Origin of the sequence: Streptomyces sp. NPDC001231, assembly GCF_042896885.1 — a bacterium.
GTDB lineage: Bacteria > Actinomycetota > Actinomycetes > Streptomycetales > Streptomycetaceae > Streptomyces.
Map to the genome: position 1 here is coordinate 92,258 of NZ_JBIAXS010000026.1, position 23,182 is coordinate 115,439.

Annotated in this window: 21 protein-coding genes and 5 pseudogenes; 10 read left to right on the plus strand and 16 right to left on the minus strand. The window is 70.0% G+C overall.

Going from position 1 to position 23,182, the window contains the following annotated elements:
• Positions 1 to 68 precede the first annotated feature (68 nt).
• Positions 69 to 998, plus strand: a complete 930-nt coding sequence (locus tag ACFY3J_RS28325; protein ID WP_384184684.1) for an NAD(P)-dependent oxidoreductase — start codon at positions 69 to 71, stop codon at positions 996 to 998.
• Here the strand turns inward: ACFY3J_RS28325 and ACFY3J_RS28330 are convergent.
• Positions 965 to 1,426 carry a PPOX class F420-dependent oxidoreductase gene (locus ACFY3J_RS28330; RefSeq protein WP_384184687.1) on the minus strand — a complete coding sequence of 154 codons (462 nt, stop codon included), beginning with the start codon at positions 1,424 to 1,426 and terminating at the stop codon, positions 965 to 967. The two genes, ACFY3J_RS28325 and ACFY3J_RS28330, sit on opposite strands and share 34 nt — an antisense overlap.
• A 191-nt stretch (positions 1,427 to 1,617) precedes the next feature.
• Positions 1,618 to 2,277, minus strand: a complete 660-nt coding sequence (ribA, locus tag ACFY3J_RS28335) for a GTP cyclohydrolase II (RefSeq protein WP_384184690.1) — start codon at positions 2,275 to 2,277, stop codon at positions 1,618 to 1,620.
• Between the two features lie 38 nt (positions 2,278 to 2,315).
• On the opposite strand from ribA, the pseudogene ACFY3J_RS28340 reads away from it, so the two are divergent.
• A pseudogene (locus ACFY3J_RS28340) lies at positions 2,316 to 3,065 on the plus strand (creatininase family protein); the annotation flags it as partial.
• Here ACFY3J_RS28340 and ACFY3J_RS28345 read toward each other — a convergent pair.
• The 5 genes from ACFY3J_RS28345 to ACFY3J_RS28365 all read right to left on the minus strand — a co-directional run bounded on the left by ACFY3J_RS28345 (position 2,948) and on the right by ACFY3J_RS28365 (position 8,187).
• Positions 2,948 to 4,363, minus strand: coding sequence for a lysylphosphatidylglycerol synthase transmembrane domain-containing protein (locus ACFY3J_RS28345; protein WP_384184693.1), 1,416 nt, complete (start codon positions 4,361 to 4,363; stop codon positions 2,948 to 2,950). The pseudogene ACFY3J_RS28340 and the gene ACFY3J_RS28345 overlap by 118 nt on opposite strands.
• Complete coding sequence (locus tag ACFY3J_RS28350) at positions 4,360 to 5,328, minus strand: methyltransferase domain-containing protein (RefSeq protein ID WP_384184782.1); 969 nt, start codon at positions 5,326 to 5,328, stop codon at positions 4,360 to 4,362. The genes ACFY3J_RS28345 and ACFY3J_RS28350 overlap by 4 nt, the downstream gene beginning before the upstream one ends.
• A 143-nt stretch (positions 5,329 to 5,471) precedes the next feature.
• The gene (locus ACFY3J_RS28355) at positions 5,472 to 6,656 is read right to left on the minus strand and encodes a glycosyltransferase family 4 protein (RefSeq protein ID WP_384184696.1); all 1,185 of its coding nucleotides are present in this window, start codon (positions 6,654 to 6,656) and stop codon (positions 5,472 to 5,474) included.
• Positions 6,653 to 7,051 carry a 6-pyruvoyl tetrahydropterin synthase family protein gene (locus tag ACFY3J_RS28360; RefSeq protein ID WP_384184699.1) on the minus strand — a complete coding sequence of 133 codons (399 nt, stop codon included), beginning with the start codon at positions 7,049 to 7,051 and terminating at the stop codon, positions 6,653 to 6,655. Before ACFY3J_RS28360 ends, ACFY3J_RS28355 begins: the two co-directional genes overlap by 4 nt.
• Before the next feature lie 152 nt (positions 7,052 to 7,203).
• Positions 7,204 to 8,187 carry a zinc-binding alcohol dehydrogenase gene (locus ACFY3J_RS28365; RefSeq protein ID WP_384184702.1) on the minus strand — a complete coding sequence of 328 codons (984 nt, stop codon included), beginning with the start codon at positions 8,185 to 8,187 and terminating at the stop codon, positions 7,204 to 7,206.
• 110 nt (positions 8,188 to 8,297) lie between these two features.
• Between ACFY3J_RS28365 and ACFY3J_RS28370 the strand changes: the two genes are divergently transcribed.
• The 3 genes and pseudogenes from ACFY3J_RS28370 to ACFY3J_RS28380 all read left to right on the plus strand — a co-directional run.
• A complete protein-coding gene (locus ACFY3J_RS28370) occupies positions 8,298 to 9,125 on the plus strand; it encodes a CDP-alcohol phosphatidyltransferase family protein (RefSeq protein WP_390842004.1) in 828 nt (275 codons plus the stop codon).
• A 238-nt stretch (positions 9,126 to 9,363) separates the two neighbouring features.
• Positions 9,364 to 10,194: pseudogene (locus ACFY3J_RS28375) on the plus strand (serine/threonine-protein kinase); the annotation flags it as partial.
• A gap of 178 nt (positions 10,195 to 10,372) precedes the next feature.
• Positions 10,373 to 11,148 (plus strand): annotated as a pseudogene (locus ACFY3J_RS28380) (IS3 family transposase); the annotation flags it as partial.
• A gap of 11 nt (positions 11,149 to 11,159) precedes the next feature.
• Here ACFY3J_RS28380 and ACFY3J_RS28385 read toward each other — a convergent pair.
• Positions 11,160 to 11,393 (minus strand): multiprotein-bridging factor 1 family protein, encoded by a 234-nt coding sequence (locus ACFY3J_RS28385; protein ID WP_384184707.1) that lies wholly within the window; start codon positions 11,391 to 11,393, stop codon positions 11,160 to 11,162.
• A gap of 344 nt (positions 11,394 to 11,737) precedes the next feature.
• Positions 11,738 to 12,121, minus strand: a complete 384-nt coding sequence (locus ACFY3J_RS28390; RefSeq protein WP_384184709.1) for a transposase family protein — start codon at positions 12,119 to 12,121, stop codon at positions 11,738 to 11,740.
• 166 nt (positions 12,122 to 12,287) lie between these two features.
• Here ACFY3J_RS28390 and ACFY3J_RS28395 point away from each other — a divergent pair, with 166 nt between their 5' ends.
• Complete coding sequence (locus tag ACFY3J_RS28395; protein ID WP_390842005.1) at positions 12,288 to 14,102, plus strand: hypothetical protein; 1,815 nt, start codon at positions 12,288 to 12,290, stop codon at positions 14,100 to 14,102.
• Between the two features lie 337 nt (positions 14,103 to 14,439).
• Here ACFY3J_RS28395 and ACFY3J_RS28400 read toward each other — a convergent pair whose 3' ends face one another.
• Together ACFY3J_RS28400 and ACFY3J_RS28405 are read right to left on the minus strand one after the other, a co-directional pair.
• Positions 14,440 to 15,672: a helix-turn-helix domain-containing protein gene (locus ACFY3J_RS28400; RefSeq protein ID WP_390842006.1), complete on the minus strand. Its 1,233-nt coding sequence runs from the start codon at positions 15,670 to 15,672 to the stop codon at positions 14,440 to 14,442.
• The gene (locus ACFY3J_RS28405; RefSeq protein ID WP_384184717.1) at positions 15,665 to 15,883 is read right to left on the minus strand and encodes a hypothetical protein; all 219 of its coding nucleotides are present in this window, start codon (positions 15,881 to 15,883) and stop codon (positions 15,665 to 15,667) included. The genes ACFY3J_RS28400 and ACFY3J_RS28405 overlap by 8 nt, the downstream gene beginning before the upstream one ends.
• A gap of 795 nt (positions 15,884 to 16,678) precedes the next feature.
• Between ACFY3J_RS28405 and ACFY3J_RS28410 the strand changes: the two are divergent.
• Positions 16,679 to 17,026: pseudogene (locus ACFY3J_RS28410) on the plus strand (IS110 family transposase); the annotation flags it as partial.
• Here ACFY3J_RS28410 and ACFY3J_RS28415 read toward each other — a convergent pair.
• The 4 genes from ACFY3J_RS28415 to ACFY3J_RS28430 all read right to left on the minus strand — a co-directional run bounded on the left by ACFY3J_RS28415 (position 16,969) and on the right by ACFY3J_RS28430 (position 20,595).
• Positions 16,969 to 17,196 carry a DUF397 domain-containing protein gene (locus ACFY3J_RS28415; RefSeq protein ID WP_384184785.1) on the minus strand — a complete coding sequence of 76 codons (228 nt, stop codon included), beginning with the start codon at positions 17,194 to 17,196 and terminating at the stop codon, positions 16,969 to 16,971. The pseudogene ACFY3J_RS28410 and the gene ACFY3J_RS28415 sit on opposite strands and share 58 nt — an antisense overlap.
• A gap of 14 nt (positions 17,197 to 17,210) precedes the next feature.
• Positions 17,211 to 18,029: a Scr1 family TA system antitoxin-like transcriptional regulator gene (locus ACFY3J_RS28420; protein ID WP_384184719.1), complete on the minus strand. Its 819-nt coding sequence runs from the start codon at positions 18,027 to 18,029 to the stop codon at positions 17,211 to 17,213.
• A 254-nt stretch (positions 18,030 to 18,283) separates the two neighbouring features.
• Positions 18,284 to 19,504, minus strand: coding sequence for a hypothetical protein (locus ACFY3J_RS28425; RefSeq protein ID WP_390842007.1), 1,221 nt, complete (start codon positions 19,502 to 19,504; stop codon positions 18,284 to 18,286).
• Positions 19,486 to 20,595: a hypothetical protein gene (locus ACFY3J_RS28430; RefSeq protein WP_384184725.1), complete on the minus strand. Its 1,110-nt coding sequence runs from the start codon at positions 20,593 to 20,595 to the stop codon at positions 19,486 to 19,488. Before ACFY3J_RS28430 ends, ACFY3J_RS28425 begins: the two co-directional genes overlap by 19 nt.
• A gap of 253 nt (positions 20,596 to 20,848) precedes the next feature.
• On the opposite strand from ACFY3J_RS28430, the gene ACFY3J_RS28435 reads away from it, so the two are divergent.
• Together ACFY3J_RS28435 and ACFY3J_RS28440 are read left to right on the plus strand one after the other, a co-directional pair.
• Positions 20,849 to 21,466, plus strand: a complete 618-nt coding sequence (locus ACFY3J_RS28435) for an ATP-binding protein (RefSeq protein ID WP_390842008.1) — start codon at positions 20,849 to 20,851, stop codon at positions 21,464 to 21,466.
• Positions 21,467 to 21,500: 34 nt separating this feature from the next.
• Positions 21,501 to 22,038: pseudogene (locus ACFY3J_RS28440) on the plus strand (IS6 family transposase); the annotation flags it as partial.
• Positions 22,039 to 22,129: 91 nt separating this feature from the next.
• On the opposite strand, the gene ACFY3J_RS28445 reads toward ACFY3J_RS28440, so the two are convergent.
• Positions 22,130 to 22,459 carry a hypothetical protein gene (locus tag ACFY3J_RS28445; protein ID WP_384184731.1) on the minus strand — a complete coding sequence of 110 codons (330 nt, stop codon included), beginning with the start codon at positions 22,457 to 22,459 and terminating at the stop codon, positions 22,130 to 22,132.
• 146 nt (positions 22,460 to 22,605) lie between these two features.
• On the opposite strand from ACFY3J_RS28445, the gene ACFY3J_RS28450 reads away from it, so the two are divergent.
• Complete coding sequence (locus ACFY3J_RS28450) at positions 22,606 to 23,046, plus strand: hypothetical protein (protein WP_390842009.1); 441 nt, start codon at positions 22,606 to 22,608, stop codon at positions 23,044 to 23,046.
• The last annotated feature ends 136 nt before the right edge of the window (positions 23,047 to 23,182 follow it).

Below are 23,182 nucleotides of genomic sequence, written 5' to 3' on the forward strand. Positions count from 1 at the left end.
GACCGCCGTCATGAGCGCCGCTACTATGACCGCTGTCATAGCACGGTCTCGACCTCAGGGCGGTCCTCGTGAACGTCGGCTTCATCGGTCTCGGAGTCATGGGGCAGCCCATGGCCCTCCGGCTGGCCCGCTCCGGCACACCCCTCACCGTGTGGAACCGGACGACCTCTCGTACCGCTCCCCTGCGCGCGGCCGGCGCCCAGGTGGCGGCGGACCCCGGAGGGGTGTTCGCCAGGTCGGACGTGGTGCTCCTGATGCTGGCGGACGACGCCGCCACCGACGCGGCCCTCGGCCGGGGCGGGCCGGACTTCGCCGCGCGTGTCGCGGGGCGGGTGGTCGTCCACATGGGCACCACCTCGCCCGCCTGCTCGCGCGCCCTGGAGGCCGACGTACGGGCTGCGGGCGGGAGCTATGTCGAGGCGCCCGTCTCCGGCTCCCGCGTCCCGGCGGAGAACGGCCACCTGGTGGCGATGCTGGCCGGTGAGGAGCGAGCGGTGCGGACCGTCCGGCCGCTGCTCGCCCCCCTGTGCCGGGAGACGTTCGTGTGCGGCCCCGCGCCGGGCGCGCTGCTGACGAAACTGTCGGTGAACCTCTTCCTGATCACGCTGGTGACCGGGCTCACCGAGGCGTTCCACTTCGCCGAGCGGCAGGGGCTCGACCCGCGGCTGTTCCTCGACGTCCTGGACGCGGGCCCGATGGCCAGCCCGGTCTCCCGGACGAAGGCACCCAAGCTGCTGTCCGGGGACTTCGACGTCCAGGCGGCCGTCCTCGACGTGCTGAAGAACAACCGGCTGATCGCCGAGGCGGCACGCGCGTCCGGCACCGCCTCCCCGCTGCTCGACGTGTGCCACGCCCTGTTCGAGGAGACGGTGTCGCTCGGCCACGGCGGACAGGACATGGTGGCGGTCCTGCGGGCGATCGAGAGCCGCACCCGCACCGGCGCCGCCCCTGAACAGGTCGCGCCTCACCCGCCGGCGGCGCCCTGGGGAATGCCGTAGGCCCGTTCCACCCGCAGGCGCAGCACCAGGCGGCGCTCGCGGACCATGGCGGCGCGGTAGTCGTCCCAGTCGGGGTGCTCGCCGAGGACGTCCCGGTAGAGGCGGACCAGTTCCTCTACGGTCTCGTCGTACGGGTCCGCGGCGACCGGCGACAGGTCCGCGGTGCCCTCGGCGACCGTGTAGGCCCACCGGTCCGGGCTGGTGACGTGGTAGGAGGCCCGCGGGTCCCGGCGCAGATTGCGCGTCTTGGCGCGGTCGTCGGTGATCGAGACGCGGATGACCCGCTCGTCCGGGTCGTAGGCGTGGGCGACGTTCGACAGCTGGGGCCGGCCGTCCCGCTTGAGGGTGACCAGCACCCCACCGCGGCCTTCGGAGAGCAGCGCCAGCAGGGCGTCCTGCACGGCGTCGTACGGCGTGTCCTGAGTCATATCCCGGTCAACCAGTGGGGCCGAGCCGCGCATTCCCCAGTGGTCGCTCTCCCGCGCGTGGGCCACTGGCGAGGGCGCGGGGCGGGGGATCCCGGCGGTCGCCCGCCGGGTTTCCCGCTTCCTCGCCGACTGCCCGGCCGGGAGCGGTCCGGCCCGGGTCCGGCCGCCTGTGCGGCCCTGGTCCGCCCGGCTCAGGACAGGTGCGCCACCGCGTCCAGGTGCGGCAGGTGGTGGTCGAGCCGCTCCCGCTTGGTGCGCAGGTAGGTGATGTTGCTCTCGCACGGCGGGATCAGCAGCGGTACCTGCTCGGCGACTTGGATGCCGTGCCGCACCAACGCATCCCGCTTGCGAGGGTTGTTGGACATCAGACGCACCGAGCGCACGCCCAGGTCGTGCAGCATCCCGGCGGCGACGCCGTAATCGCGGGCGTCGACCGGCAGGCCGAGCGCCAGGTTGGCCTCGACCGTGTCCAGGCCCTCCGCCTGAAGGGCCATCGCCCGCAGCTTGGCGAGCAGCCCGATGCCCCGGCCCTCGTGCCCGCGCAAGTAGACGACGATGCCGCTGCCTTCGGCGACGACGGCGCGCAGCGCGGCGGCGAGCTGGTCGCCGCACTCGCAGTGCTGGGAGCCGAAGGCGTCCCCGGTCAGGCACTCCGAGTGCAGCCGGACCAGGACCCGGTCGGTGCCGATGTCGCCGTGCACCAAGGCGACTTGTTCGTCGCCGCGATCGTGGTCCAGGTAGCCGACCGCCTGGAATTTCCCGTACACGGTGGGCAGCGGGGCATTCACGACGCGCTCCACGCCCGTGCGCCGGGCCGACTTCTTGCCGAGTACGCCGAGGTCTTCTGTCATGATCTGATTCCTAAGCAGAGACGAAAGGCCGGAAAACAATGAGTGGTTCGGGAACGCGGCCGACGGCACATGGTCTGTTGCCGGCGGACACCACGCAAGACGTACGGACGCGGGGGGCGGACCTCTCACGGCAGGTGGCGGTCCTGCCGGTGGGCAGTTTCGAACAGCACGGCCCGTTCCTCCCGTTGGCGACCGACACGCTGGTCGCCTGTGCCATCGCCCGCCGGATCGCCGACGCGTACCCGGTGCAGCTCCTTCCACCGGTGACGATCTCCTGCTCGCACGAGCACGCCGCCTGGCCGGGAACCGTCAGCATCTCTTCCGTGACCCTTCATGCGGTGTTGCGGGACATCGCGGACTCGCTGCGCCGCTCCGGCGTCGAGGCCCTGGTGGTCGTCAACGGTCACGGCGGCAACTACGTGCTGGGCAACGTCGTTCAGGAGGCCTCCGCGCGCGGTGAGCGCCTCGCGCTGTTCCCCGCCGCGGAGGACTGGCAGACGGCCCTCGAGGTGGCCGGGGTGCGCACCTCGCCGCTCACCGACATGCACGCGGGGGAAATCGAGACCTCCATTCTTCTGCACGCTCATCCTGAAATGGTCCGGGCCGGTTACGAGTCCGCCGATTTCGTCGCGGACGACCGGCGGCATCTGCTCACCGCCGGAATGTCCGCCTATACCGAATCGGGCGTCATCGGCCGTCCTTCCCTGGGTTCCGCGGAAAAGGGCGAGGGACTGCTGAACAGCCTGGCGGATTCCTTCGGCCCGTATTTCTCGCTGCTCACGTCCGAGGGGTTGGAGTTGCCGGGGAGCGGGCGCGGATAGTCCCCGTCGAAGGCGCGGCCGGGTTCCGGGGCCGGTTCGGCGGGGCGGGACCCGGCGCGCATCGCGGTGTACCAGCGGGCGACGAGGACGAGGGCGCCCGGCAGGCCGGCCACGAAGCTCAGCACCCCGTACACCACGGCCACGGCCACTCCGGTGCTCGCGCCGAGTCCGGCGGCGCCGAACGCCCAGGCGGCGACGCCCTCGCGGGGCCCGAACCCGCCCACGTTCAGGGGCAGTCCCATGGCGACCAGCGCGAGGACGGCCAGGGGCAGCAGGACGAGCACCGGGGCGGCGAGGCCGGCGACGCGCGCGGCGACCACGAACATCCCGATGTGCCCGGCCAGGACGACGGCCGAGGACAGCGCGACGCCGGGCCCGTTGCGGCGGGACAGCAGCCCCTCGCGGGCCTCGGCGAGGGTGCGGCGCAGGGCGCGCCCCCGTCGCGAGGGCGCGCGGTTCATGCGCAGGGCGAGGACGATGGCGAACGCGCCGGCGGCGGCGAAGGCGAGCAGGGCCGCGAGGTGCCGCGTCTGGTCGCGCACGGGGGACGGCAGGGTGAACAGGACCGCCGCGCCGGTGACGGCGAGCGCGATCTGCCCGGCGACCCGTTCGAGGACCACGGCCCGCACGCCGCGCCCCAGATCGCCGGCGCTCTGCCCGTGCCGCACCGCCCGGTGCACGTCGCCCAGGACGCCGCCGGGCAGCGCCGCGTTCAGGAACAGCGCACGGTAGTAGTCGGCCACCGCCGGGCCGAGCGGCAGCCGGATGCGCAGGCCGCGGGCCACCAACTGCCAACGCCAGGCGCTGAACACGGTGGTGACCAGCCCGATGCCCAGCGCCACGAGGAGGGTCGGAGTGTCGATCCGCCGCAGCCCGTCCAGGAAGACGCCGGTGCCAAGCCGCCACAACAGCACGGCGAGGATGGCGACTCCGGCGACGGTACCGAAGTGGGTCCGCACGGCACGGGTGTTGAGGCGGGAGAGCGCAGCCGCGAGCGTGGTACGGCCGCGGAGGGCGCCGCCTGATGTGCCGCGGGCACGGGGAGCGCTGGGCGCGTTGGACGCGCTGGGTGCGTCGGTCCCGTCAGGTGCGCCGGCACCGCCAGATGCGCCGGCACCGCCAGGCACGCCGGCACCGCCAGGCACGCCGGCACCGCCAGGTAGGCCGAACGCGTCGGGGGCGGACGCGTCAGGTGCGCCGGGCGCGTCGCACTCCCCCGCCTCCAGGTCGCGCACGAGAGGTGCGTCCACCGTCTGCGCGCTCATGCGGAACGATCCGTCGGCCGGGACAGCGCCAGCAGGTCGTTGTGGTGCACGACGACCCGCAACTCCCCCGCCGCGCAGGCCTCCAGGCGGTCGGCGAGGTAACGGTCCGCGCGCGGCTTCAGCTCGGGACGCTGTTCGACGGCGGCGCCGACCCAGCCGCGCAACCACTGGGCGGTCAGTTCGCGCTGATCGGGGCCGAGCCGCCAGGGACTCGGGTGCAGCCGTACGGTGGCGCCGTGCGCGGCGAAGGCCTCGCAGGCCGCGTCGACCGCGTCGGGACCGAGCAGTCCGGTGCGCCGCTGATGGGCGTTGAACGCCTCGGTGATCTCGGCGTCCAGCGGATCGGCCGGGGTCAGTTCGACCCGGCCGGCCACCGAGAGGGTCAGCAGCGCCGGGCAGCCCGCCCCGGCGCAGGCCGCGGCGAGGGTGTCGATCTCCTCGCGGGTCAGGACGTCCAGCAGCGCGGAGGCCGTGACCAGGGACGCGCCGGACAGGGCGTCCGGGGTGAGCCGGGCCACGTCGCCGCGCCGCGTCTCCACGGTGACCCGGCTGCCGTCGGCGGCTGCGCGCGGGGAGGCCACGGCCGCGAAGTGCAGCAGGTAGGGGTCACGGTCGTGCAGGACCCAGTGCTGGGCGCCGTCCAGCCGGGAGGCGAGCCAGCGGCCCATCGAACCGGTACCGCACCCCAGGTCGTGCACGACGAGCCCACCGTGCCGGCTCGGCAGGTTGACCAGCCGGATCCGCAGCGGATCGAGCAGCTCCGTCGCCCGCGCCGCGGCGTCCGCCGTCTCCCGGAGCTGCAACCACTCGGGCGCGTACCGAGGCGGCTCCTCCTGCGCCGCGCCCTCCCGGAGCCTCACGGTGGCACGCTCCCCGGGCCGCTGCGCGGGCCCGGCCCCCGGAATCACCGCCGGGGGCTCGGAGCACTGAGCCGCCTGTGGGGAGAAAGCGCCGGTATCCGCCATCGCCGAGGGGTCCTTTCCTGCGAGCCGCGCCGTCTCGGGGGCCGACCGCCCCGCCGCGCCCGCGGCGGGCCGCTCCCGCGGGCCCGGTCGGGACGGGATGGCGCCGGTGGGCCGGGCGGCCTCCGTGGACGTATCCGGCGTGGTCATGCCGCCCTCCTGGGTTCCTTCGGCAGCCCGCCGAGCACGCCGGCCAGGCTGCGGGCGGTGTTGGCCCAGCCGTCGAGGGCGGCGCGCCGGCCGCGGGCGGCGGACTTCAGCCGGCGCCGGACGTCGGCCTCGCCGAACCAGCCGCGCAGCTCGGCGGCGAGGGCCGCGGGGTCCTCCGGTGGTACGAGGATGCCGGGCACCCCGCCGTCGGGGGCGCGGCCGACTGCCTCGCCCACCCCGCCGACATCGGTCGCGAGCACCGGGATGCCCCGGGCGAGGGCCTCGGTGACCGCCATGCCGTACGTCTCCGCGTAGGAGGCGAGCACCATCAGGTCGGCGGCGGCGTAGCTGGCGTCGAGCTCGGCTCCGGCCCGCGGTCCGACCAGGTGGAACCGGTCCTGCAGGCCGTACTCCGCGATCAGGCCGCGCAACCGGTCGACATAGGCGGGGTCCTGGGTGAGCGCTCCGACGCAGGTGCAGCTCCACGGCAGGTCGGTGACCGCGGCCAGCGCCTCCACCAGCCGGTGCTGCCCCTTGCGCGGGGTGACCGAGGCGACGCACAGCAGCCGGGAGACCCCGTCGGTGCCGGGGGCGAGGGGGGCGATGTCGGCGCCGGGGGTGGCGGCGTGGACCCGGTCGGGGGCGAGGCCGTGGTGGGAGACGAGGCGGCGCACCGCCCAGTCGCTGGTGGCGACGACGGCGGACACCGCGCGCAGCACCTGGCGTTCCCTGGCGTCCAGTTCCGCGGCCACGGCCGGGTCCAGTCCCGTCTCGTCGCCGAGCGGCAGGTGGACGAGGACGGCCAGACGCAGCCGCTCGGCCTCGGGCACGACGGTCTCGGGCACCCCGCAGGCGACCAGCCCGTCGAGGAGGACGACCGCGCCGTCCGGCAACTCCCGCAGGACGCGGCCGAGTTCGTCACGGGCCCGGGCGTCGGGGCGGGGCCAGGCGCCGTCCACGGGATGCGCCCTGACCTGCCAGCCGAAGCCGGGCAGGTCCAGGCTCACCCGGCGGTCGTAGGCGTTGCCGCCGCTCGGGGTGGCCGGGTCGTCGACGCCGCCCGGCAGGACGAAGTGCACGGTGCGCAGGGACATGGGGATGATCCCGACGTTGTCCGAGCCGGCGCGCTGCGCGGGCAGGTAGGCCAGGGGCGAGGGGCGGTGGACAGTCGTGTCGGTCACAGCGCACGCTCGTAACTCGCCCAGGCGACGTGCGACTCGTGGAGTGTGACGGTGAGGCCGGCCAGGCCCTTGGCGCCCTCGCCCAGGGCGCCCTTGTGGATCCGTTCGGCGAGCCGGTCGGCGATGACCTTGGCCAGGAACTCCGTGGAGGTGTTGATGCCGGCGAAGTCGGGCTCGTGGTCGAGGTTGCGGTAGTTCAGCTCGCCCACCACGGCGCCCAGTTCCTGCGTGGCCAGTCCGATGTCGACGACGATGTTGTCGTCGTCCAGCTGCTCGCGCCGGAAGGTGGCGTCCACGAGGAACGTGGCGCCGTGCAGACGCTGCGCGGGTCCGAAGACCTCGCCGTGGAAGCTGTGGGCGATCATGATGTGATCGCGGACGGTGATGCTGAACAACGGACGACCCTCCAGGTGCGGCGCGTCTGGTCCCCCGGCCGGTGACTGCCGGGGGATGCCGTGTAGTACGGCTCCTCGCTTCCCGTTGTTCAGTGCCCTCTCACTCTTTTCTCAAGGTCAGGCGCTCTTGTCGTCCCGGATCGGACGATCCGTCATGATCGGTCGTCGTACCTGACCCGGTGGCACAGCGCCGGAATCTCCCCGGAGGCGAGCCTCGGCATCACCTCCGGCAGTTCCTCGAACGCGCTCTCCCCGGTGACGAGGGCGTCCAGGGCCGGGTCGGCGAGCAGGTCGAGCGCGAGGGCCAGCCGGTCGGCGTACGTGCGGCTGGAGCGGCGGGCCGGGGAGACGGTGCCGACCTGGCTGCCGCGGATGACCAGCCGGCGGGAGTGGAAGGCCTCGCCGAGCGGGAGGGCGACGCGCCGGTCGCCGTACCAGCTCAGTTCGAGGACGGTGCCCTCGGGGGTGAGCAGTTCCAGCGCGCGGGCGAGGCCCTGCTCGGTGGCGCTGGCGTGCACGACGAGGTCGCACTCGCCGAGCGCGTCCCCGGGCAGCGCGAAGCCCACGCCGAGCGCCTCGGCGACCTCGGCGCGGGCCGGGTCCGCGTCCACCAGTTGGACGCGCACGCCGGGGAACCGGGCAAGGAGGGCGGCCACCGAGCAGCCGACCATGCCGCCGCCGACGACGGCGATACGGTCGCCGACCAGGGGCGCGGCGTCCCACAGCGCGTTCACGGCGGTCTCGACGGTGCCCGCGAGCACCGCCCGCCCGGCCGGCACGTTCTCCGGCACGCAGGTCACCGCGCTCGCCGGGACGACGTAGCGGCTCTGGTGCGGATGGAGGCAGAAGACCGTACGCCCGGTCAGCTCCCGCGGGCCCTCCTCCACCACCCCCACACTGAGGTAGCCGTACTTCACCGGGCCAGGGAAGTCCCCCTCCTGGAACGGCGCCCGCATGACCTCGTACTGGCTCTCGGGCACCTGGCCGCGGAACACGAGCGTCTCCGTCCCGCGGCTGACCCCGGAGTACAGCGCGCGGACGACCACCTCGCCCGGCCCGGGTTCCGGAAGGTCCGTCCGGCGTATCTCGCCATGGCCCGGCGAGGTCAGCCAGAAGGCGCGGGCGGAGCGGTTCATCGAGAATCCTCCTGAACGATCGCGAAGTTGTTCACGTACCGAGAAGTGCACAGGCCGCGCACAACGTACGCGGCGTTGATCGACTCTGTCACTCGGCCGGAGGATGTTCGGTGGCCCTGAACAACACGTACGACGCACGGCTGGTCCAGCAGGAGACCGCGGTGGGAGCGGGCGCGCAGATCCTGTTGCTGGCCCTGCTCGGCCCGGCGATCGGCATGGGTCCCGCGGGCTGGGTGACCGGTCTGGTCTTCGCGGTCGCCACCTGGGCGGTGCTCTCCCGGGCGCTGCACCGGTCGCGGCTCCGTTCCTTCGGCCCGGCCAACCGGGTGACCCTGGGCCGGGCCGTTCTCGTCGGTGGGGTGACGGCGCTGGTGGCGGACTCCTTCGAGAGCGCGCCGCCGGTGTCGCTGCTGGTCGCGCTGACGGCGGTGGCCCTGATCCTGGACGGCGTCGACGGCAAAGTGGCCCGCCGTACGGGCACCTCCACGGCGCTCGGCGCCCGCTTCGACATGGAGGTGGACGCGTTCCTGATCCTGGTGCTCAGCGTGTACGTCTCGACGATGCTCGGCCCGTGGGTGCTGCTGATCGGCGGTATGCGGTACGTCTTCGTCGCCGCCGCCCGCGTACTGCCCTGGCTGAACGCGCCCCTGCCGCCGAGCACCGCCCGCAAGACGGTCGCCGCGCTCCAGGGCGTCTGCCTGCTGCTCGCCGGCGCGGACCTGCTGCCCCTGCCGGCCACCGCCGGTGTGGTGCTGCTGGCACTCGGACTGCTGGTGTGGTCGTTCGGCCGGGACGTGCTGTGGCTGTGGCGGACGTCGCGGGAGCGGTCGGCTGCCGCCGAGGCCGGCGTCATAGAGGAGGCCCGCCTCAAGGAGTCCGTCGCGTCCCCCGTCACGGAACAGGTCGAGGCGATGCTGGAGGCCGCGCGGGCAGCGTGACGTTCCGCGACGCTGGAGGGCCGGGCCCGGATCACGGGGATGTGATCCGGGCCGTTCCCGTGTCCACCCGGTGACGAAAACACCGAGCAACCCGGCGCCGCCGGCCCACAGCGCCTCCCCTCATGTGTGCCCCGCGTCGCACACGAGACGCGGCGCACGCTGACACCCGGCGGCAGGCCATCCGCCCATTCGTGACCTCACTGCCACCTGCATCCATTACGGTGACGACTGGCACACAATGCCGCTGATCAGCCGACCCGCCAGATGGAACCCGAGGAAGCACGTGCCGACCACTCCGCTGAGTCCCGAGGACCCCGTTGCGTTGGGCGACTTCGAACTCCTGGGCCGGATCGGCCAGGGAGGCATGGGTCAGGTCTTCCTCGGGGAGTCACTGGGCGGCGAGCCGGCCGCAGTGAAGGTCATCAAGCCCTCGGTAGTGGACTCGCAGTCCCGGCAGCGGTTCGCGCAGGAGATCGAGGTACTCAAGACCATCCGGGGTCCGCGCATCGCGGCCTTCCTGGGGGCCGACCCGGAAGCGGAGCAGCCGTGGCTGGCCACCGAGTACGTCGACGGACCGGACCTGGCCCGGCACGTGAAGGACCACGGACCCCTCCCGGCGGTGCTCACCGCCGCGCTCGGTGCGATCCTCGCCGAGGCCCTGTCGGCCGTGCACACGCAGGGCCTGCTGCACCGCGACCTCAAACCGGCGAACATCCTCCTCGGCCCCAACGGCCCGAAGATCATCGACTTCGGCCTGGCCGCCTTCACCGAGTCGCACGTGTCCCTCACCGCCCCCAACCAGGTGGTCGGCACTCCGGTCTGCATGGCCCCGGAGCAGGCGGCCGGTGAGAAGCCGCTGACACCCGCCGTGGACGTCTACGCGCTCGGGACGGTGCTGCTGTTCGCCGCGACCGGCCACTATCCGCACCAGGCGGCGACGCCCTACATGGTCTTCCACCTGGTCACCGACCCCGATTCGGCCCCGGACCTTTCCGACGCCCCCGCCGACCTGGTGCCGCTGCTGACGGACATGCTCGCCCACCGCGCCCAGGACCGTCCGCCGCTGGTCGAGGTGGTGCAACGGTGCCGTTCGGCCGTCGAGGCCCACGGCCTGAAGATCGCCCAGGCGCGCCACCGGCTCACCGCCCACACCGCGCGGCAGCACAACCCGGCCGCGCTGTCGCCCGCACCCGCGCCACCGGCCACGCCGCCACCCACCGTGCCCTTCACGGCCCCGGCCACAGCGGGGCATCGGTACGACCGAGACGCTGCGGAAGTGGGTGCGGCAGGACCAGGTCGACGCTGGCGTGCGGCCCGGCGTGACCACCGAGGAGTCGGCCGAGCTGAAGCGGTTGAAGAAGGAGAACGCAGAGCTCAAGCGGGCCAACGAGATCCTGAAGGCTGCGGCGAGTTTCTTCGCGGCCGAGCTCGACCGGCCACACACGCGCTCGTAGCGTTCATCGACGAGCACCGGGGCCGCTTCGGCGGTGTCGAGCCGATCTGCCGCGTGCTGACCGAGCACGACTGCAAGATCGCCCCCTCCACCTACTATGCCCACCACAAACGCCGGGCCACGCCGTCCGCCAGGACCGTGCGGGACGCTGCACTGAAGGAGCGGATCAGCAAGGTCTTCGAGGCCAACTACCGTGTCTACGGGGCGAGGAAGGTCTGGCGTGAGCTGAACCGGCAGGGCCACCATGTGGCCCGCTGCACCGTCGAACGCCTGATGCGTGAGCTCGGCATCGCCGGAGCGGTCCGTGGCAAACGCGTGATCACCACGCTGCCCGGCGGGCAGGTCGAGCGAGCCCCGGACCTACTGGACCGCGACTTCGTCGCCGGCGCCCCGAACCGCTGCTGGGTCGCGGACTTCACCCACGTGAAAACCTGGGCCGGTGTCGTTTACGTCGCCTTCGTCGTGGACACTTTCTCCCGCCGGATCGTCGGCTGGTCCGCGGCCACCGTGAAGGAAACGGTCTTCGTGCTGGACGCCGTGGAGATGGCGCTGTGGCAGCGCGACCGCGACCAACACCCGGTTCAGCCATCCGGTCTCGGGATGCGCCGCCCCAGCTCCACCGACGCGACCATGTCCTCGCCGTAACCGAGTTGCGCACCCAACTCCGCCCGCGTCAGCCCCCGGTTCGTCCTCAGCAACCGCAACTGCTGCCCGAAGCACCGCAGGATGCCCGTCTCGCTCTCACCGTGAGCCGTAGTCACCGGTGACCTCACCTCACCCACCCGCACAGTGGCGCGCGCCCGCGTCGCAGGCACCGCACTCGACCGTCACTCACGGCTCACTGTAAAGACACGCACCGTTCCCGTCGCGGCACTTGACCCCACTTCCCCCGTACCGGGTGCGAGCGCCGCCCTCCCCCGCACAGCATCCGCCTGTACACGGCCTCATGCCAGGACTCGCCCCCGCCCACCTGCTCACGAGAACGTCGCACCGGTTCCCGCAGGAAGTGTCACGAAGTAGCGTTCGACCTGGCGGGCCGGCCTGCCTCCGACCGAGTGCGCGTCGGTCCGCATCGCGAACTCGGGGCCGACGTGACGTTGGTGATGCCGAGTTCCTCGCGGAGTCCCCTTATGCTCGCGAGGCAGTTGGTATGAACGGTTCATTCAGGTGGGCGCAAGGTGCGCCAGTGTTGATGGAGTTCGACGGCGACGTGTTCACCGAGTGCACGGATGCTTCTGATCAGGCCGTTTGTGATTCGTGCGTCCATGTGCGGGGCCTGCTCGGACTGACTTTTGACGCGCCGCCCTGCGACGTGGACCTCGATCCCGGCACCGGCATAACCCTTGCCCGCGAGGGTGGGCAGACCGTTGGCGGCGGCCTTGTGCAGCGCGGGGAGAGTGTGGATACGGGCAGCGGTGACGTCGGGGACACTGCCAGGTTCGGCGTCGGAGACCCACAACGGGGTACCGCCGGGGGCGCACAGGAATTGCACGTCTTCAGGCGCCGATTCGCCCTCGCCTTCGCCGCCTGCCCATCGAGGCATGCGATCCCCGCCATGGCTCCTCACCCTTGCCGGACACGGCTCATGGCACCCTGCCGTTGCACGCAGCGCCCGCGTCCGCATGTACGGGCCCCTGACGAATTCACTACCACACCCGATGACTACACTCCGATTACCAAATTTTCACATACGGAGGGGCGTTGTGGTCATGTTCCACCAGGCCGGCACCATGGCAGAAGAAGAGGCATCGGACAGCGGAATGCGTCCCGGCGCGCCTCCGGCCCCCCGCCCGGTGCCCGACTGGCAGGCCGCGGAACACAATGCGCTCGCGTGGGCCAGGTGGCTCGGCTTTCCGCAGGCGGAACCGACCCGCGATGGCTCCGACGGGGGATTGGACATATCTGGCCCGGGAATATACGGCCAGGTGAAGTTCCATGGGAAGGCCATTCCGCCCAACCTGATACAGCAACTTTTCGGGGCGCGCGGCTTGAACGATGGCGAGATGCTCTTCTTCACCAATTCCGGGTACACCGCTGCCGCGCTCGTTGCCGCGGACCGGCTGAATGTCGGCTGCTTCACATACTCTCCCGCAGACGGGATGATCACCCCCGCCAATCGCCACGCGGCTGAACTGCTGGAACGCGCAAAGTCCCCGGAAGCCGAGAATGAGCGCGAGGCGCAGGCCGAGGAGGAGAGGCGGAAGAAGGAGAAGAAGAAGCAAAAGAAGCTGGCAAAGAAGCGGAAGAAGATCCAGCGGAGTATCGAAGCCGGCGAAGCGGTGATGAGTGAGGTGGCGGTCAAGGTCGCCACCATCGCAGCGGTCGTCGACCCCGAGTTGTCGAGCGACGAGCGGCGCAAGCTCCTGGCAGACCTGGACAGGGAACAGCTGGACCTACTGGTGGCCTGCCTGCTGATCCGTGACGGATTCACCCCCTCGCGCTCCCGAACGATGATGGCCGATGGCTTCCAGGGTGTGACCGCCTATTGGGCGGAGCACCCTGATATCGAACTCCTCGAATCGAAGAGCGGTAAGGAATTCGAGCCACTCTCGGTGACATGCTTGAGCGCTTCCATCGGACAGGAGGGGGCCTTGCGAGAGCTCACCGAACTCTTCGACGAAGACCTGTGGAGGAAGCTTCACACTCATAACGATGTGGTCATTGCCATGGCCGGGGGGTGGCTCGCTCCCGGGGCACCCATGCCCCGCTTCAAGATCGAAGTCGATTCAACCCGCCTCCGTTTCACTGGGGAGACGGACTACACGACGGTAGACCTTTCCGTGTATACGAACCGGCTCATGGTCACCACCCTCCCGCTCGATAGCACAATTCGTGCCCAAATCGCCCTGCAGAAGCACGTGTTCCTCGTAGATCTGGACGTGCTCGACCGGTGGTGCCGCGAAGGGCTGTCGCTGATCACCGAGTACAAGTCGGTACCGTCGCCCGGGACGAAGGCCATCGGTCGCATCACCGGATTCGGGTTCAAGACCCTGCCGGACGACTCGCCGTGGCACCTTGCACTGGGGGCGCGGCAGGTTGTCGCGGCGGAACTGGACGAGGGCTTGTTCGGCCAGTACCTGTGTGCCCTGCTGGTCCGGGACGGGTTCACGGTGATGTCGCACCGATCGGATGGCTCGCGTGGGGTTTTCATGGTGCAGCTACCGGAGTCCGCGTCTGCCGGAGAGCTTTTCGGCGTGGTCAGCTACAGCAAGTCCTATGACATGGGGCGCTCCGGCATGGCGGACCCGGAGCGTGTCGACAGGGCTGCGCGCGATCACATCGCGGAGATGCCAGATCTGTCAGACACTCTGTCCGGGGCGGGTGGAGTCCTCAGCCTGTGGATGCATGTGACCGACAGCGCGATTCCCTCGCACGTGCGTGATGAGGTGGAAATGCCGGAGGGTGTCATGCTGCTGGAAGCGGGAGGACTTGCCGCGTGGGGCGAGATGCGTCTGCAGGTGACCGTCGATGTCGTAGGTGACGGCAAGGGGAGAATCGACCTGCAATTGGTGCCGGTGAAGTGACCGCCTCTGGGTGGGTCGCACCATAGGGGCCGCTGTTGTCGCCGCCGGTGCGGGCATCGGAAGTGCAACCTGGACGGTGCTCAGGTGACCTCGTCCGGTGGGATCCGACTGACGTGTCAGATGGCCGGCGACGGACGATTGCGCTGGCTCGCCTGACACCGCCCGGATCTACGGCTCACGAGGCCGGCGCGTCTTCGACGTGACTTCACCTCCCCCACCCGCACTGTGGTGCGCGCCGCCTCCCCCGTACAGCCCCCGCCTGTACACCCGCACCCGCGCGTTTCATCGCCGCTCCAGGGACCCCGTGCCGTTGGTCAGGGGTAGCGGATTCGGGGGGTCAGACGATCGACTTGACCGTCGTGTCCGCGTACCGCAGCGTCTCGTCGATGGCCTTGCCCATGTCGCGCAGCGCCTCGGGCTCTGCCGTGAGGAGAACCGGGACGTTGATGATGTTCACGGCGAGGAAGCACCCGGCCACGGTGAGGAACTCCTGATACCGCTGCCGGGCCTCGTGACCGAGGGTTGCCCAGTCCCGGGGCTCCGGGGGCAGGTTTGCCCTCCACTTCTCCAGGGCGTGGGTGCCGTGGACTTCGACGTACTCCATCGTGGCCGTGGAGCGCTCCAGTACGTCGACCATGATGTCGAAGCCCTGCTGTGACTGATTCAGAGCCGCCTCCGCGGCCTGGACCTCGGTTCGCAGACGTTCCTCCTCCTTTTTGGTCCGGCGCTGCTTCACGACGTAGAAGCCGGCGGCCCCCAGCGCTGCGGCCGGGGCGGCAACCATGCCCGTGAGCAGGAGAACTCCTCCCGCCATGCCCGCACCTCCCGCAGCCAGCGTGCCTCCTCCCAGGAGGGCCAGCGTCGCGTTGGTCGCGGCGACCCCGGACAACGCGGAGATCGCCGTTCCGGTGGACGCGGTGCCGAACAACGCGGCGGCGGTGAAGGCACCGTAGGCCGCGGCGCCGCCGGCTGCCGCCCCCACCAGGCTTCCAGCGGCGCCACCGGCGGTGCCGTGGATCGCGTTGGCGATCCCGGCGGACATGGCCTCGACACGGATCGCCGTAGGCATGTCGCCCGTACCCTCGATCTCCTCCTCACTGGGTTGTTCCGGCCTGGGAGCTCCGCCGATGCTCTCGGCCAGTTCCACGAACCTCAGGAAGAACTTGTCGCGCACGGCGTCGTGCACACGGTTGAAGGTTTCCCCGTGTTCCTGGGCGATCTTCGACCGCTGGGCCACCTTCTCGGTGAGCTCGGCGTGACGTCTCTTCGTCTCCGCGACCTGGTCACGGAACTTCACCGGCCGCCGGTCCCGTTGACGAGCGAGCACCCTGGTCCGGTCCTCCGCCTCGTCCTTGAGTTGCTCGGGTGTCAGTTGGAGCGCGAGCGCGATGGCGGCCAGACGGTGCTCCCCCGGGCTGACAAGTCCGCGCTCGATCCGGGAGATCGAGACCGCGCCGCCCTTCCCGTACTCGGCCCGCTCGGCCAACTCCTCCTGGGTCATCGGGGGGTTCTGAGCCTGGCGATGCTCACGGACCACGAGACCCATCGCCTCGGCGCTGAAGTCACTCACCGGTTCCGGCCTCCTTGACCGACAGGCTGTGGCGACGCCAGGAGGCTCTGGCCTCACTGATCAGCACACCACCGGAGCGCAATGCCTGGGCACCGTCCTCCGCGAACTGCTTGGCCGCCTTGACGACGGCCGGGTCACGACGGACCGCGTCGGCCGTGACGATGTTCTGGGATGCGGCGAGGGCCAAATGGGCAAGGTCGATTCGAGCCATGGCAGTAGTCCTTTCGTCGTCGCCGATGTCTACGCATGGGCAACTTAGCGTCACATAGTGCGCAGTGTGCACACTATGAGGAAATCAGGACGTCCCATCAGCTCCGATCAAGGCCGGGGCGCTCCCGTCGGGTAGGGCAGGACGCCGAGAAGTGGGCCCGCACCGTACGGTCGGCGGACCGGTAGCCGACGGTGACGCCGTCGTGCGTCACCCCGCACCACCGATCCGCCGGCTGCCCCCGGCGTGCGTCACACCGGCAGCGCGTGCAACTTCTCGCCGTGCAGCGCGAAGACACGCTTGCCGTCGGTGGCCACCCACCAGCCAGGCGTGGAAGTCGCCGGTTCCGTCGTTGAACGTCCAGCGCACGTCACCGGTCTTCGCGTCCAGCGCGAGCCCACCGCCCGCCAGCCGCAGCACTCGCCGACGCGAAGGCGACCCGGGCCTCCTGGACGTTCCGTCGTTCGCCATGCTGTCTCGCGTGGCCATTTCGCCGTACCCCCGTGTTGTGCAGGATTGGGGCTCGGTGCAGGAGCCCCGTTATCTTCTTCGCGGTCCTGCAAGAGGGCCGCTGGCCTCCGGGCCTGGCATGACTGTTGCCCCCTGTCGATGGGATGACCTGGGGGGTGGTGTCACCGGGCCCGAGGGGTGCCGTCGGAGACTCTGATCAGAGGTCCGACCACCGCCCGGCCGGGCGCAATGCCCGGCCGTAAGCGGGCGGCAGGTCTGCATAACGTGGATGCGCGCGAACGGCCCCGACCGCGAGGCCGGCACGGCATCGACGCATGTGGGGGCACGGTGATCGACATCGACGGGGTGGGCGTCTTCCTCGGTCTGGACGTCGGCAAGAGCACGCACCACGGCCACGGCCTCACCCCGGCCGGGAAGAAGGTCTTCGACAAGCCGCTGCCGAACGGTGAGCCCCAGCTGAGAGCCGTCTTCGACAAGCTCCGCGCCAAGCTCGGCACCGTCCTGGTGGTCCTGGACCAACCCGCTTCCATCGGCGCCCTCCCACTGACCGTCGCCCGTGACACGGGCTGCCAGGTCGCCTACCTGCCCGGCCTGGCCATGCGGCGGATCGCCGACCTCTACCCCGGCGAGGCCAAGACTGACGCCCGCGATGCGGCGGTGATTGTCCCAAGCAGCGCCGACCACGCCGCCGGACCGACCCTCAGCACAGGCCCACCTTCCATCGCCTGCTTCAAGTCCCGCACATACACGGCGGCGGCATCGACGGCAACTTCGACGCACTCTCCGCCTTCCTCACTGCTGTAGCTGCTCTTGAACCAGCGCAGGGGGGCAACCGCTCCCGGCATTGCCTTGTCAGTGCTCACAGTTCTCCCAACAACTTCTCGACGTACGCGAGTGAGTCGCGAGGCGTCAGCGCCTGTGCCCGCAGCGTCCCGTACTTGGCCTCCAAGGCCCGTACCGGCTCGCGATCGCTGTGCACCCGGCTGACGTTCTGCACCTCCACGTACGCGATCCTGCGCTCTTCCCTCGTCTCGATCAAGGTGAACGGACCGGCCATCCCAGCGTTCTCCTCACGGTCCAGCGGCATGACCTGTACTTCGACGTGCCTCATGTGGCCAACGAGCGCGATCTGCTCCAACTGTCCACGCAGCACGTCACGTCCGCCAAGGGGGCGGCGCAACACAGACTCATCGATGACGAAGCTCATCAATGGCGATGGCTTGCGGTGAAAGATCTCCTGCCGTGCCAGCCTCGCGGCGACCCGCTCGTCGACAACCACGTCATCCAGCGGCGGCCGCAGGACCCCGAACACCGCCCGCGCATACCGCTCCGTCTGCAACAGCCCCGGCACCGCCTGGTTGGCGTACACATGCAGCTCAACCGCCTCCGCCTCCAACTTGGCCGCATCCCGGAAGAACGCCGGATACCGAGCCCTCGCCACCTCCTCCTTCATCACCACCAGCAACCCGCCGGCCTCCAGCACCGTGTCCGCCCGCTCGATGAACTCCGGTCTGGGGATGCGCCGCCCCAGCTCCACCGACGCGACCATGTCCTCGCCGTACCCGAGCCTCGCGCCCAACTCCGCCCGCGTCAGCCCCCGGCTCATCCTCAGCAACCGCACCTGCTGCCCGAAACACCGCAGGATGTCCGTCTCGCTCCCACCACCGTGAGCAGTCACCGGTGACTCTCACCTCACCCCGTACAGAGGCGCCCGCACCGCGTCCCGCCGCAGGCACCACACCCACCGTCACGTGCGGCTCACTGTATGGACGCGCCACGTGTCTGTCCCTCCACTCGCGGCCAAGTCCCCCGTACCGCGTACAACCGACTCGGCTCCGCCGTACAGCACCCGTCCATACTCACGGACTCACCGGACCTGAAGCGCCCGCCACCAGCACGACCACCGCAACGGCGCCGAAGCCGCATCCGCCCCTACGTCCATCTCAGGAACACCGTGTGCGTGTCAAGGAGGTTGCTGACGATGCCGGTGGTCGCTCCTCCCGGTGTGGTCGGCACGACCCTGAAGTCGGGGTCGTGGTACTCGTAGTCGTAATCGCTCTGCCGGGAATTGGGCGGATGGACGGAGACGATGAACCTCTTCCCGTCCGCCGACACCAGCATCCCCTCCGCGACCATCCCCTCCTGCGGCCCGACCGCGCTGATCGGCGCGCCGACGGCGCGGCCGGTGCGGGCGTCCATGGTCCGGAACACGCCGGAGGAGCTGCGGCACAGCACCCGGCCATCACCGATCCAGCCGACGACGCCGACGCATCCGCTGAGCAGCGTGGCGCCGTGCGCGGACGTCCTGGTGAGGGGCCCCGAGGAGTTCCAGGTGTCGAAGACGGTTCCGAAGACCTTGGGTGCGGTCGCCGTGAGCCGGCGGCCGTCCGGCGCCAGGTGCACCATGTTCGCCTGGACGGCGCGCGCCGGCTTGCCCATGACGGTCAGGGGCAGGCCGTGTCCGGCGGCCGGGCCCTCGTCCACCAGGTGGTGGTCGCCGTCGGCGGACCGGGAACCGATCCTCTGCTTGCCGTCGGCGGCCGTGTACGTGAACCACACGCTGCGCCCGTCCGGCGACATCACCGCGTTCCGCTCGTCGTCACCTGCCGCACCTCCCAGGCGCACGACCTCCTCCAGGTCGGAGCCGTTCACCACGTAACCGACGTGAGAGGCCTTCTTGTTCTGCGGATCGCGGAGGACCACCGCCATGCGCGTGAACGCCAGGTCGAAGAGGGCGCGGATCCGGGGCGCCATGTACTCCAAAGTGGCCACGCCATACGGGGACGGGTTATCCGGGTTCACTCCGCAGAGATCCACGAGAGGGCTGCTGACCGCCTTCACGTCCGGATAGTTGGAGAAGGCGGCGTCGCTCGGAATGGGGAACTCCCGCTCCGCGCGCTGCTGCCACGTCTCGGGATCCCAGGCCCGGACCGAGACACTGGCCCAGCGTGAGCCGATGCTGCATGCGGCGGTGACGATCGTGTCCTTGCGGGTGAACGGACTGTCCGGAAGGTCGTACCCGCGGTTGCCCAGGTAGGGCGCCGAGGGCCCGGGGTTCTGCTTCTCCTTGCCTGGTTGTGTGCTGCAGGCCTGGACGCACAGGAAGGCCAGGACGAGGGCCACGGCCTTGCCAGCTAGAGCATTTCTTCGCACATCGGATCCTTGGACTTCTGGGGGCACAGCGTCCAGGGGATGGAGCCGAAGAACCACTTCTGCCGCGGGTTCACGGGGACGGACTCCGTGCGGATGCGCAGCGGCGTCCCCTTCCCGTCCTTCAGCTGGACCCACTGCCCCTTCTGGTAGGCGTCGACGTAGTGGACCCTGATCCCCCACACGCACGACTGTCCCCGCGGCGCGATCGCCTCCACCCTTAGGCCGCCGGAGGGCTGGCCGCCTCCGACCTCGATGTAGTGGGTGTCGAAGTAGGGCTGGCCCTGTCCCTCGGTGTCGTCGGTCAGCACCGGCTCGTCGGCCCGGGGCGGAACGTGGAGCTGGATTCCCTGGTATACGGCTCCACCCTGCGGTGGATAGGCAACGACCGTCTTCGCGGTGCTCTGCCGGCATGTGACGTCGGTGACCTTCCAGTCGTCGATGACCACGGCGGAGGTCCGGGTGCTGAGCACGCTCATCTTGAACGTGTCGGAGAGTTCCGCGTGGCCGGTCGACGTCTGCTGCGAGTCCTTCGGGGCGTGTTCCAGCACGGACGGGTACCAGAGCGGATGCCCGCCCAGTGCCTTCAGGTACGAGAAAGCGGCGGAACTGTCATTGCTGGACGTCAGTTTCCGCGTCTCGGCGGCGGTCAGTTCCCGGTCGAGAACCATGACCCATTCTTGACGGGGGTCACCCTTCTCGGGCTGCACGGACACCGTGAACGGGATCTTGGAAGCGTCGATACTCGTGTTGACGTCGTTCTCTCTGGTCACGTTCGGCTTGATCATGAGGTATTGCCACAGCGTCGCGCCCAACGCGCCCAGGAGAGTGATCACCGCCGTCACCAGCAACCACACCGCCTTTTTGCGCCGGGAGGCTCCGGGATCCACGCCGAGCGCCTCGGAGGCGATCGCTTCAAAGCTGTCATGGGCCCCGCTCCCCGTGCCGGCGGAGCCCTGCTGCGGCAACTGCGCGGGAGGATGCGGTGGGCTGCCGCCCGAGTCCCCGCTCTGCCCGGTCGGCCCAGGAGAGGTGCCGCCGTCACCGCTCGGCTGCGGCTCCGGTGTTCCGTTGGATGACGCGGTCGTCGTCATACCTGTCCCCCCGCAACGTGATGCGGTCCGTCTCCGCTCGACACCCGGTCACAGAGCGCACGTACAGAATCCGGTCGTACAGGGCCCCGATCGTCTCTTCCACCCCACAATAGGGACACCGGCCGTGTCTGTCCCGCCACTTGAAGTCGACCTCCCCCCGTGCCGTGTACCGGCACTTCCCGTCACGTACAGCAGCACCCCGTACAGGCGTCACTCCTGGTGACACACCGGTCACAGTCGCGACGCTGACGACATGCACACCTTCTCCTCCCAGCACTACCCACCCTCCGAGTCCACGGCAACGACCGAATTCGCCATGTCCTTCACCTCCACCCCCCGAGGCGCCCGCCTGGCCCGGCTCTTCGTCTCGCACTGCCTGGACTCCTGGGGCCACCCCTACGACAGCCACGTCAACGAGACGCTGGCCCTCATCACCGCCGAGCTGTGCGCCAACGCCGTACGCCACGGCCGCGTCCCCGGCCGGGACTTCCACATCCGCCTGACCTCCGAGGCGGACGGCGGGCGGCTGCGCGTTGAGGTCTCCGACACCCGCGCGGAACGCCGACCCGTCGTCACCGCCCCCACGGACCCCGACGCCGAGTCCGGCCGCGGCCTCCTCCTCGTCACCGCCCTGGCCGACGACTGGGGCGTCACCGACCGCCGCCCCGGCCCCGGCAAGACCGTGTGGGCCGTGGTGGGCACCGCGTCCGCGCAGGCGGCAGGCAGAGTCGGCAACAGTGTGCAGGGCGTCGGCGGTCACGATCCTGCCGATGATGTCGGCGATCAGTTCCAGGGCGGGGACGAAGTGCAGGGTCCCGTGGGGCTTGTGCCGCCTCTCGCGCTGGGCGAGGCATCACGCCCGGGTCGGTGAGGTGGACAGCCAGCAGGTGCGGGTGGTGGCCGTCGGCGTCGCGGGCGCCGCGCAGTTGCGTCGCCGGCAGCCTCGTCCCGGCGACAAATGGCATCTGGATGAGGTGTTCATCAAGGTCGACGGGAAGACGCGGTACCTGTGGCGCGCGGTCGACCAGGACGGCAACGTCCTCGACATCCTCGTCCAGGACCGCCGCGATACGGCCGCAGCCAGGCGCTTCTTCCGCAAGCTTCTCAAGGACCTCGAGTACGTAGCCCGCGTGATCGTCACGGACGAGCTCCGCAGCTACTTGTCACTCACCGCGAGGTCATGCCGTCGGTCGAGCACCGCAGTTCGAAGTACTTGAACAACAGGGCCGAGAACAGTCAATCAGCCCATGAGGCAGCGCGAGCGCGCTATGAAGGGCTTCCGCTCCAGCGGAGCGGCCCAGAGGTTCCTTGCCGCCTTCAGCCGGATCTCCAGCCACTTCCGGCCCCGACGCCATCTGATTCACATCGAGTGACTACCGCACCGGGATGACCGAACGGTTCCGCATCTGGAAGACCGTCACCGGAGCCCTCACGACCGCCTGACCAAGATGCCCCCGGCCCGGCCGGACGCACCTCCAACACACCTCAACTAACCTGCCGCAACAGCAACTCGACAACACCCCGCAGACCGTTCTCAGGTCCTCTTCTTCATCGCTTCGATCTCTTCGAGAGTGGTCACCCGCGCCTGGCGCCGGGCGCTCGGCTTCCTGGCCGGTTTCTCGGACACCGACGGGAAGGCAGGCAGCGTCACGGCCCCTGCCTGTTCAGCGCCGGTCTTGACGCCCGCGCTTGCTGCGCTCGCCGCGTTCCGCCCATTCGTAGCGATCGCGATGAGTTCTTCGAGGGGCCCGGCATGTGCTCGGCAGAGGTCCAGCGTGACCGTTCTCCCGCCGTCCACCGTGATCTCGTACGACTTCGCCGGAGTCCGGCGGTCGATGTCGCAGGCGGTGATCTCGATCTTCATCCCACTCCCATTTGATCCCGAGGCACCTTCGCGCTGTCGCTGTGCAAGGTTGACAGCACACGAACCGGCGCGTGCAAGTACATCCCATAAGATCATGCGCACAAGAAGCGGAATTCGAGGGGGCACGCGTGGGAAAGCGCAAGATCGTGGACGAGGGCGAGGTCATCAGGTGGTTCGAGGAGGGCTGGACCTACAAGGAGATGATCGATGAGTACAAGCGGAAGTACAACATCGAAACTGTGTCATCGATGTGGGGCAACTTCCGCCGACGCAGGGGGCTCGACCGTCGCATCGCGCGGGACGACGATCTCATTCCCTGGGCCGTGAATCCCGAGCACCGTCAGCGGTATCAGGTCTCCATGCTCCGGGCCGAGGCACGGCACCGGGCCGGCATGTCTCTCGACGAGGGCCGGTCCAAACGGCTTTACGCCTGGCGCCTGATGCTCGAGGAGGAGAATGCCGTTGTGCACTACGACCCGGACACGGACGACGGCTTCTTCTACGTGCCTCGGGAGCCGAGCGACGACGACATCATCCGCCGGCCGGCCCGGAAGTCCACCCTGCGGAGGAACGGCGACAGGCGGTGACCCTGCCCGATCTTGTGGTTACTGACCTCCGGCTCGTCAGGGTGACGCTGGATCATCGACGGTCAGGGCCGGTGCGCGCTATGCGAAGGTCGTCGCTCCGACTGCGGCCATCCCGTCGATCACGTGAACCGGCAGA

Excerpts from the sequence above, each read along its gene's own strand:
- ACFY3J_RS28350 (WP_384184782.1), bottom strand. The coding sequence starts at position 5,328 with ATGGCGGATACCGGCGCTTTCTCCCCACAGGCGGCTCAGTGCTCCGAG.
- ACFY3J_RS28395 (WP_390842005.1), top strand. The coding sequence starts at position 12,288 with ATGTTCCACCAGGCCGGCACCATGGCAGAAGAAGAGGCATCGGACAGC.
- ACFY3J_RS28330 (WP_384184687.1), bottom strand. The coding sequence starts at position 1,426 with ATGACTCAGGACACGCCGTACGACGCCGTGCAGGACGCCCTGCTGGCG.
- ACFY3J_RS28405 (WP_384184717.1), bottom strand. The coding sequence starts at position 15,883 with ATGGCTCGAATCGACCTTGCCCATTTGGCCCTCGCCGCATCCCAGAAC.
- ACFY3J_RS28345 (WP_384184693.1), bottom strand. The coding sequence starts at position 4,363 with ATGAGCGCGCAGACGGTGGACGCACCTCTCGTGCGCGACCTGGAGGCG.
- ribA (WP_384184690.1), bottom strand. The coding sequence starts at position 2,277 with ATGACAGAAGACCTCGGCGTACTCGGCAAGAAGTCGGCCCGGCGCACG.
- ACFY3J_RS28365 (WP_384184702.1), bottom strand. The coding sequence starts at position 8,187 with ATGAACCGCTCCGCCCGCGCCTTCTGGCTGACCTCGCCGGGCCATGGC.
- ACFY3J_RS28430 (WP_384184725.1), bottom strand. The coding sequence starts at position 20,595 with ATGACGACGACCGCGTCATCCAACGGAACACCGGAGCCGCAGCCGAGC.
- ACFY3J_RS28445 (WP_384184731.1), bottom strand. The coding sequence starts at position 22,459 with ATGAAGATCGAGATCACCGCCTGCGACATCGACCGCCGGACTCCGGCG.
- ACFY3J_RS28390 (WP_384184709.1), bottom strand. The coding sequence starts at position 12,121 with ATGCCTCGATGGGCAGGCGGCGAAGGCGAGGGCGAATCGGCGCCTGAA.
- ACFY3J_RS28435 (WP_390842008.1), top strand. The coding sequence starts at position 20,849 with ATGCACACCTTCTCCTCCCAGCACTACCCACCCTCCGAGTCCACGGCA.
- ACFY3J_RS28415 (WP_384184785.1), bottom strand. The coding sequence starts at position 17,196 with ATGCCGGGAGCGGTTGCCCCCCTGCGCTGGTTCAAGAGCAGCTACAGC.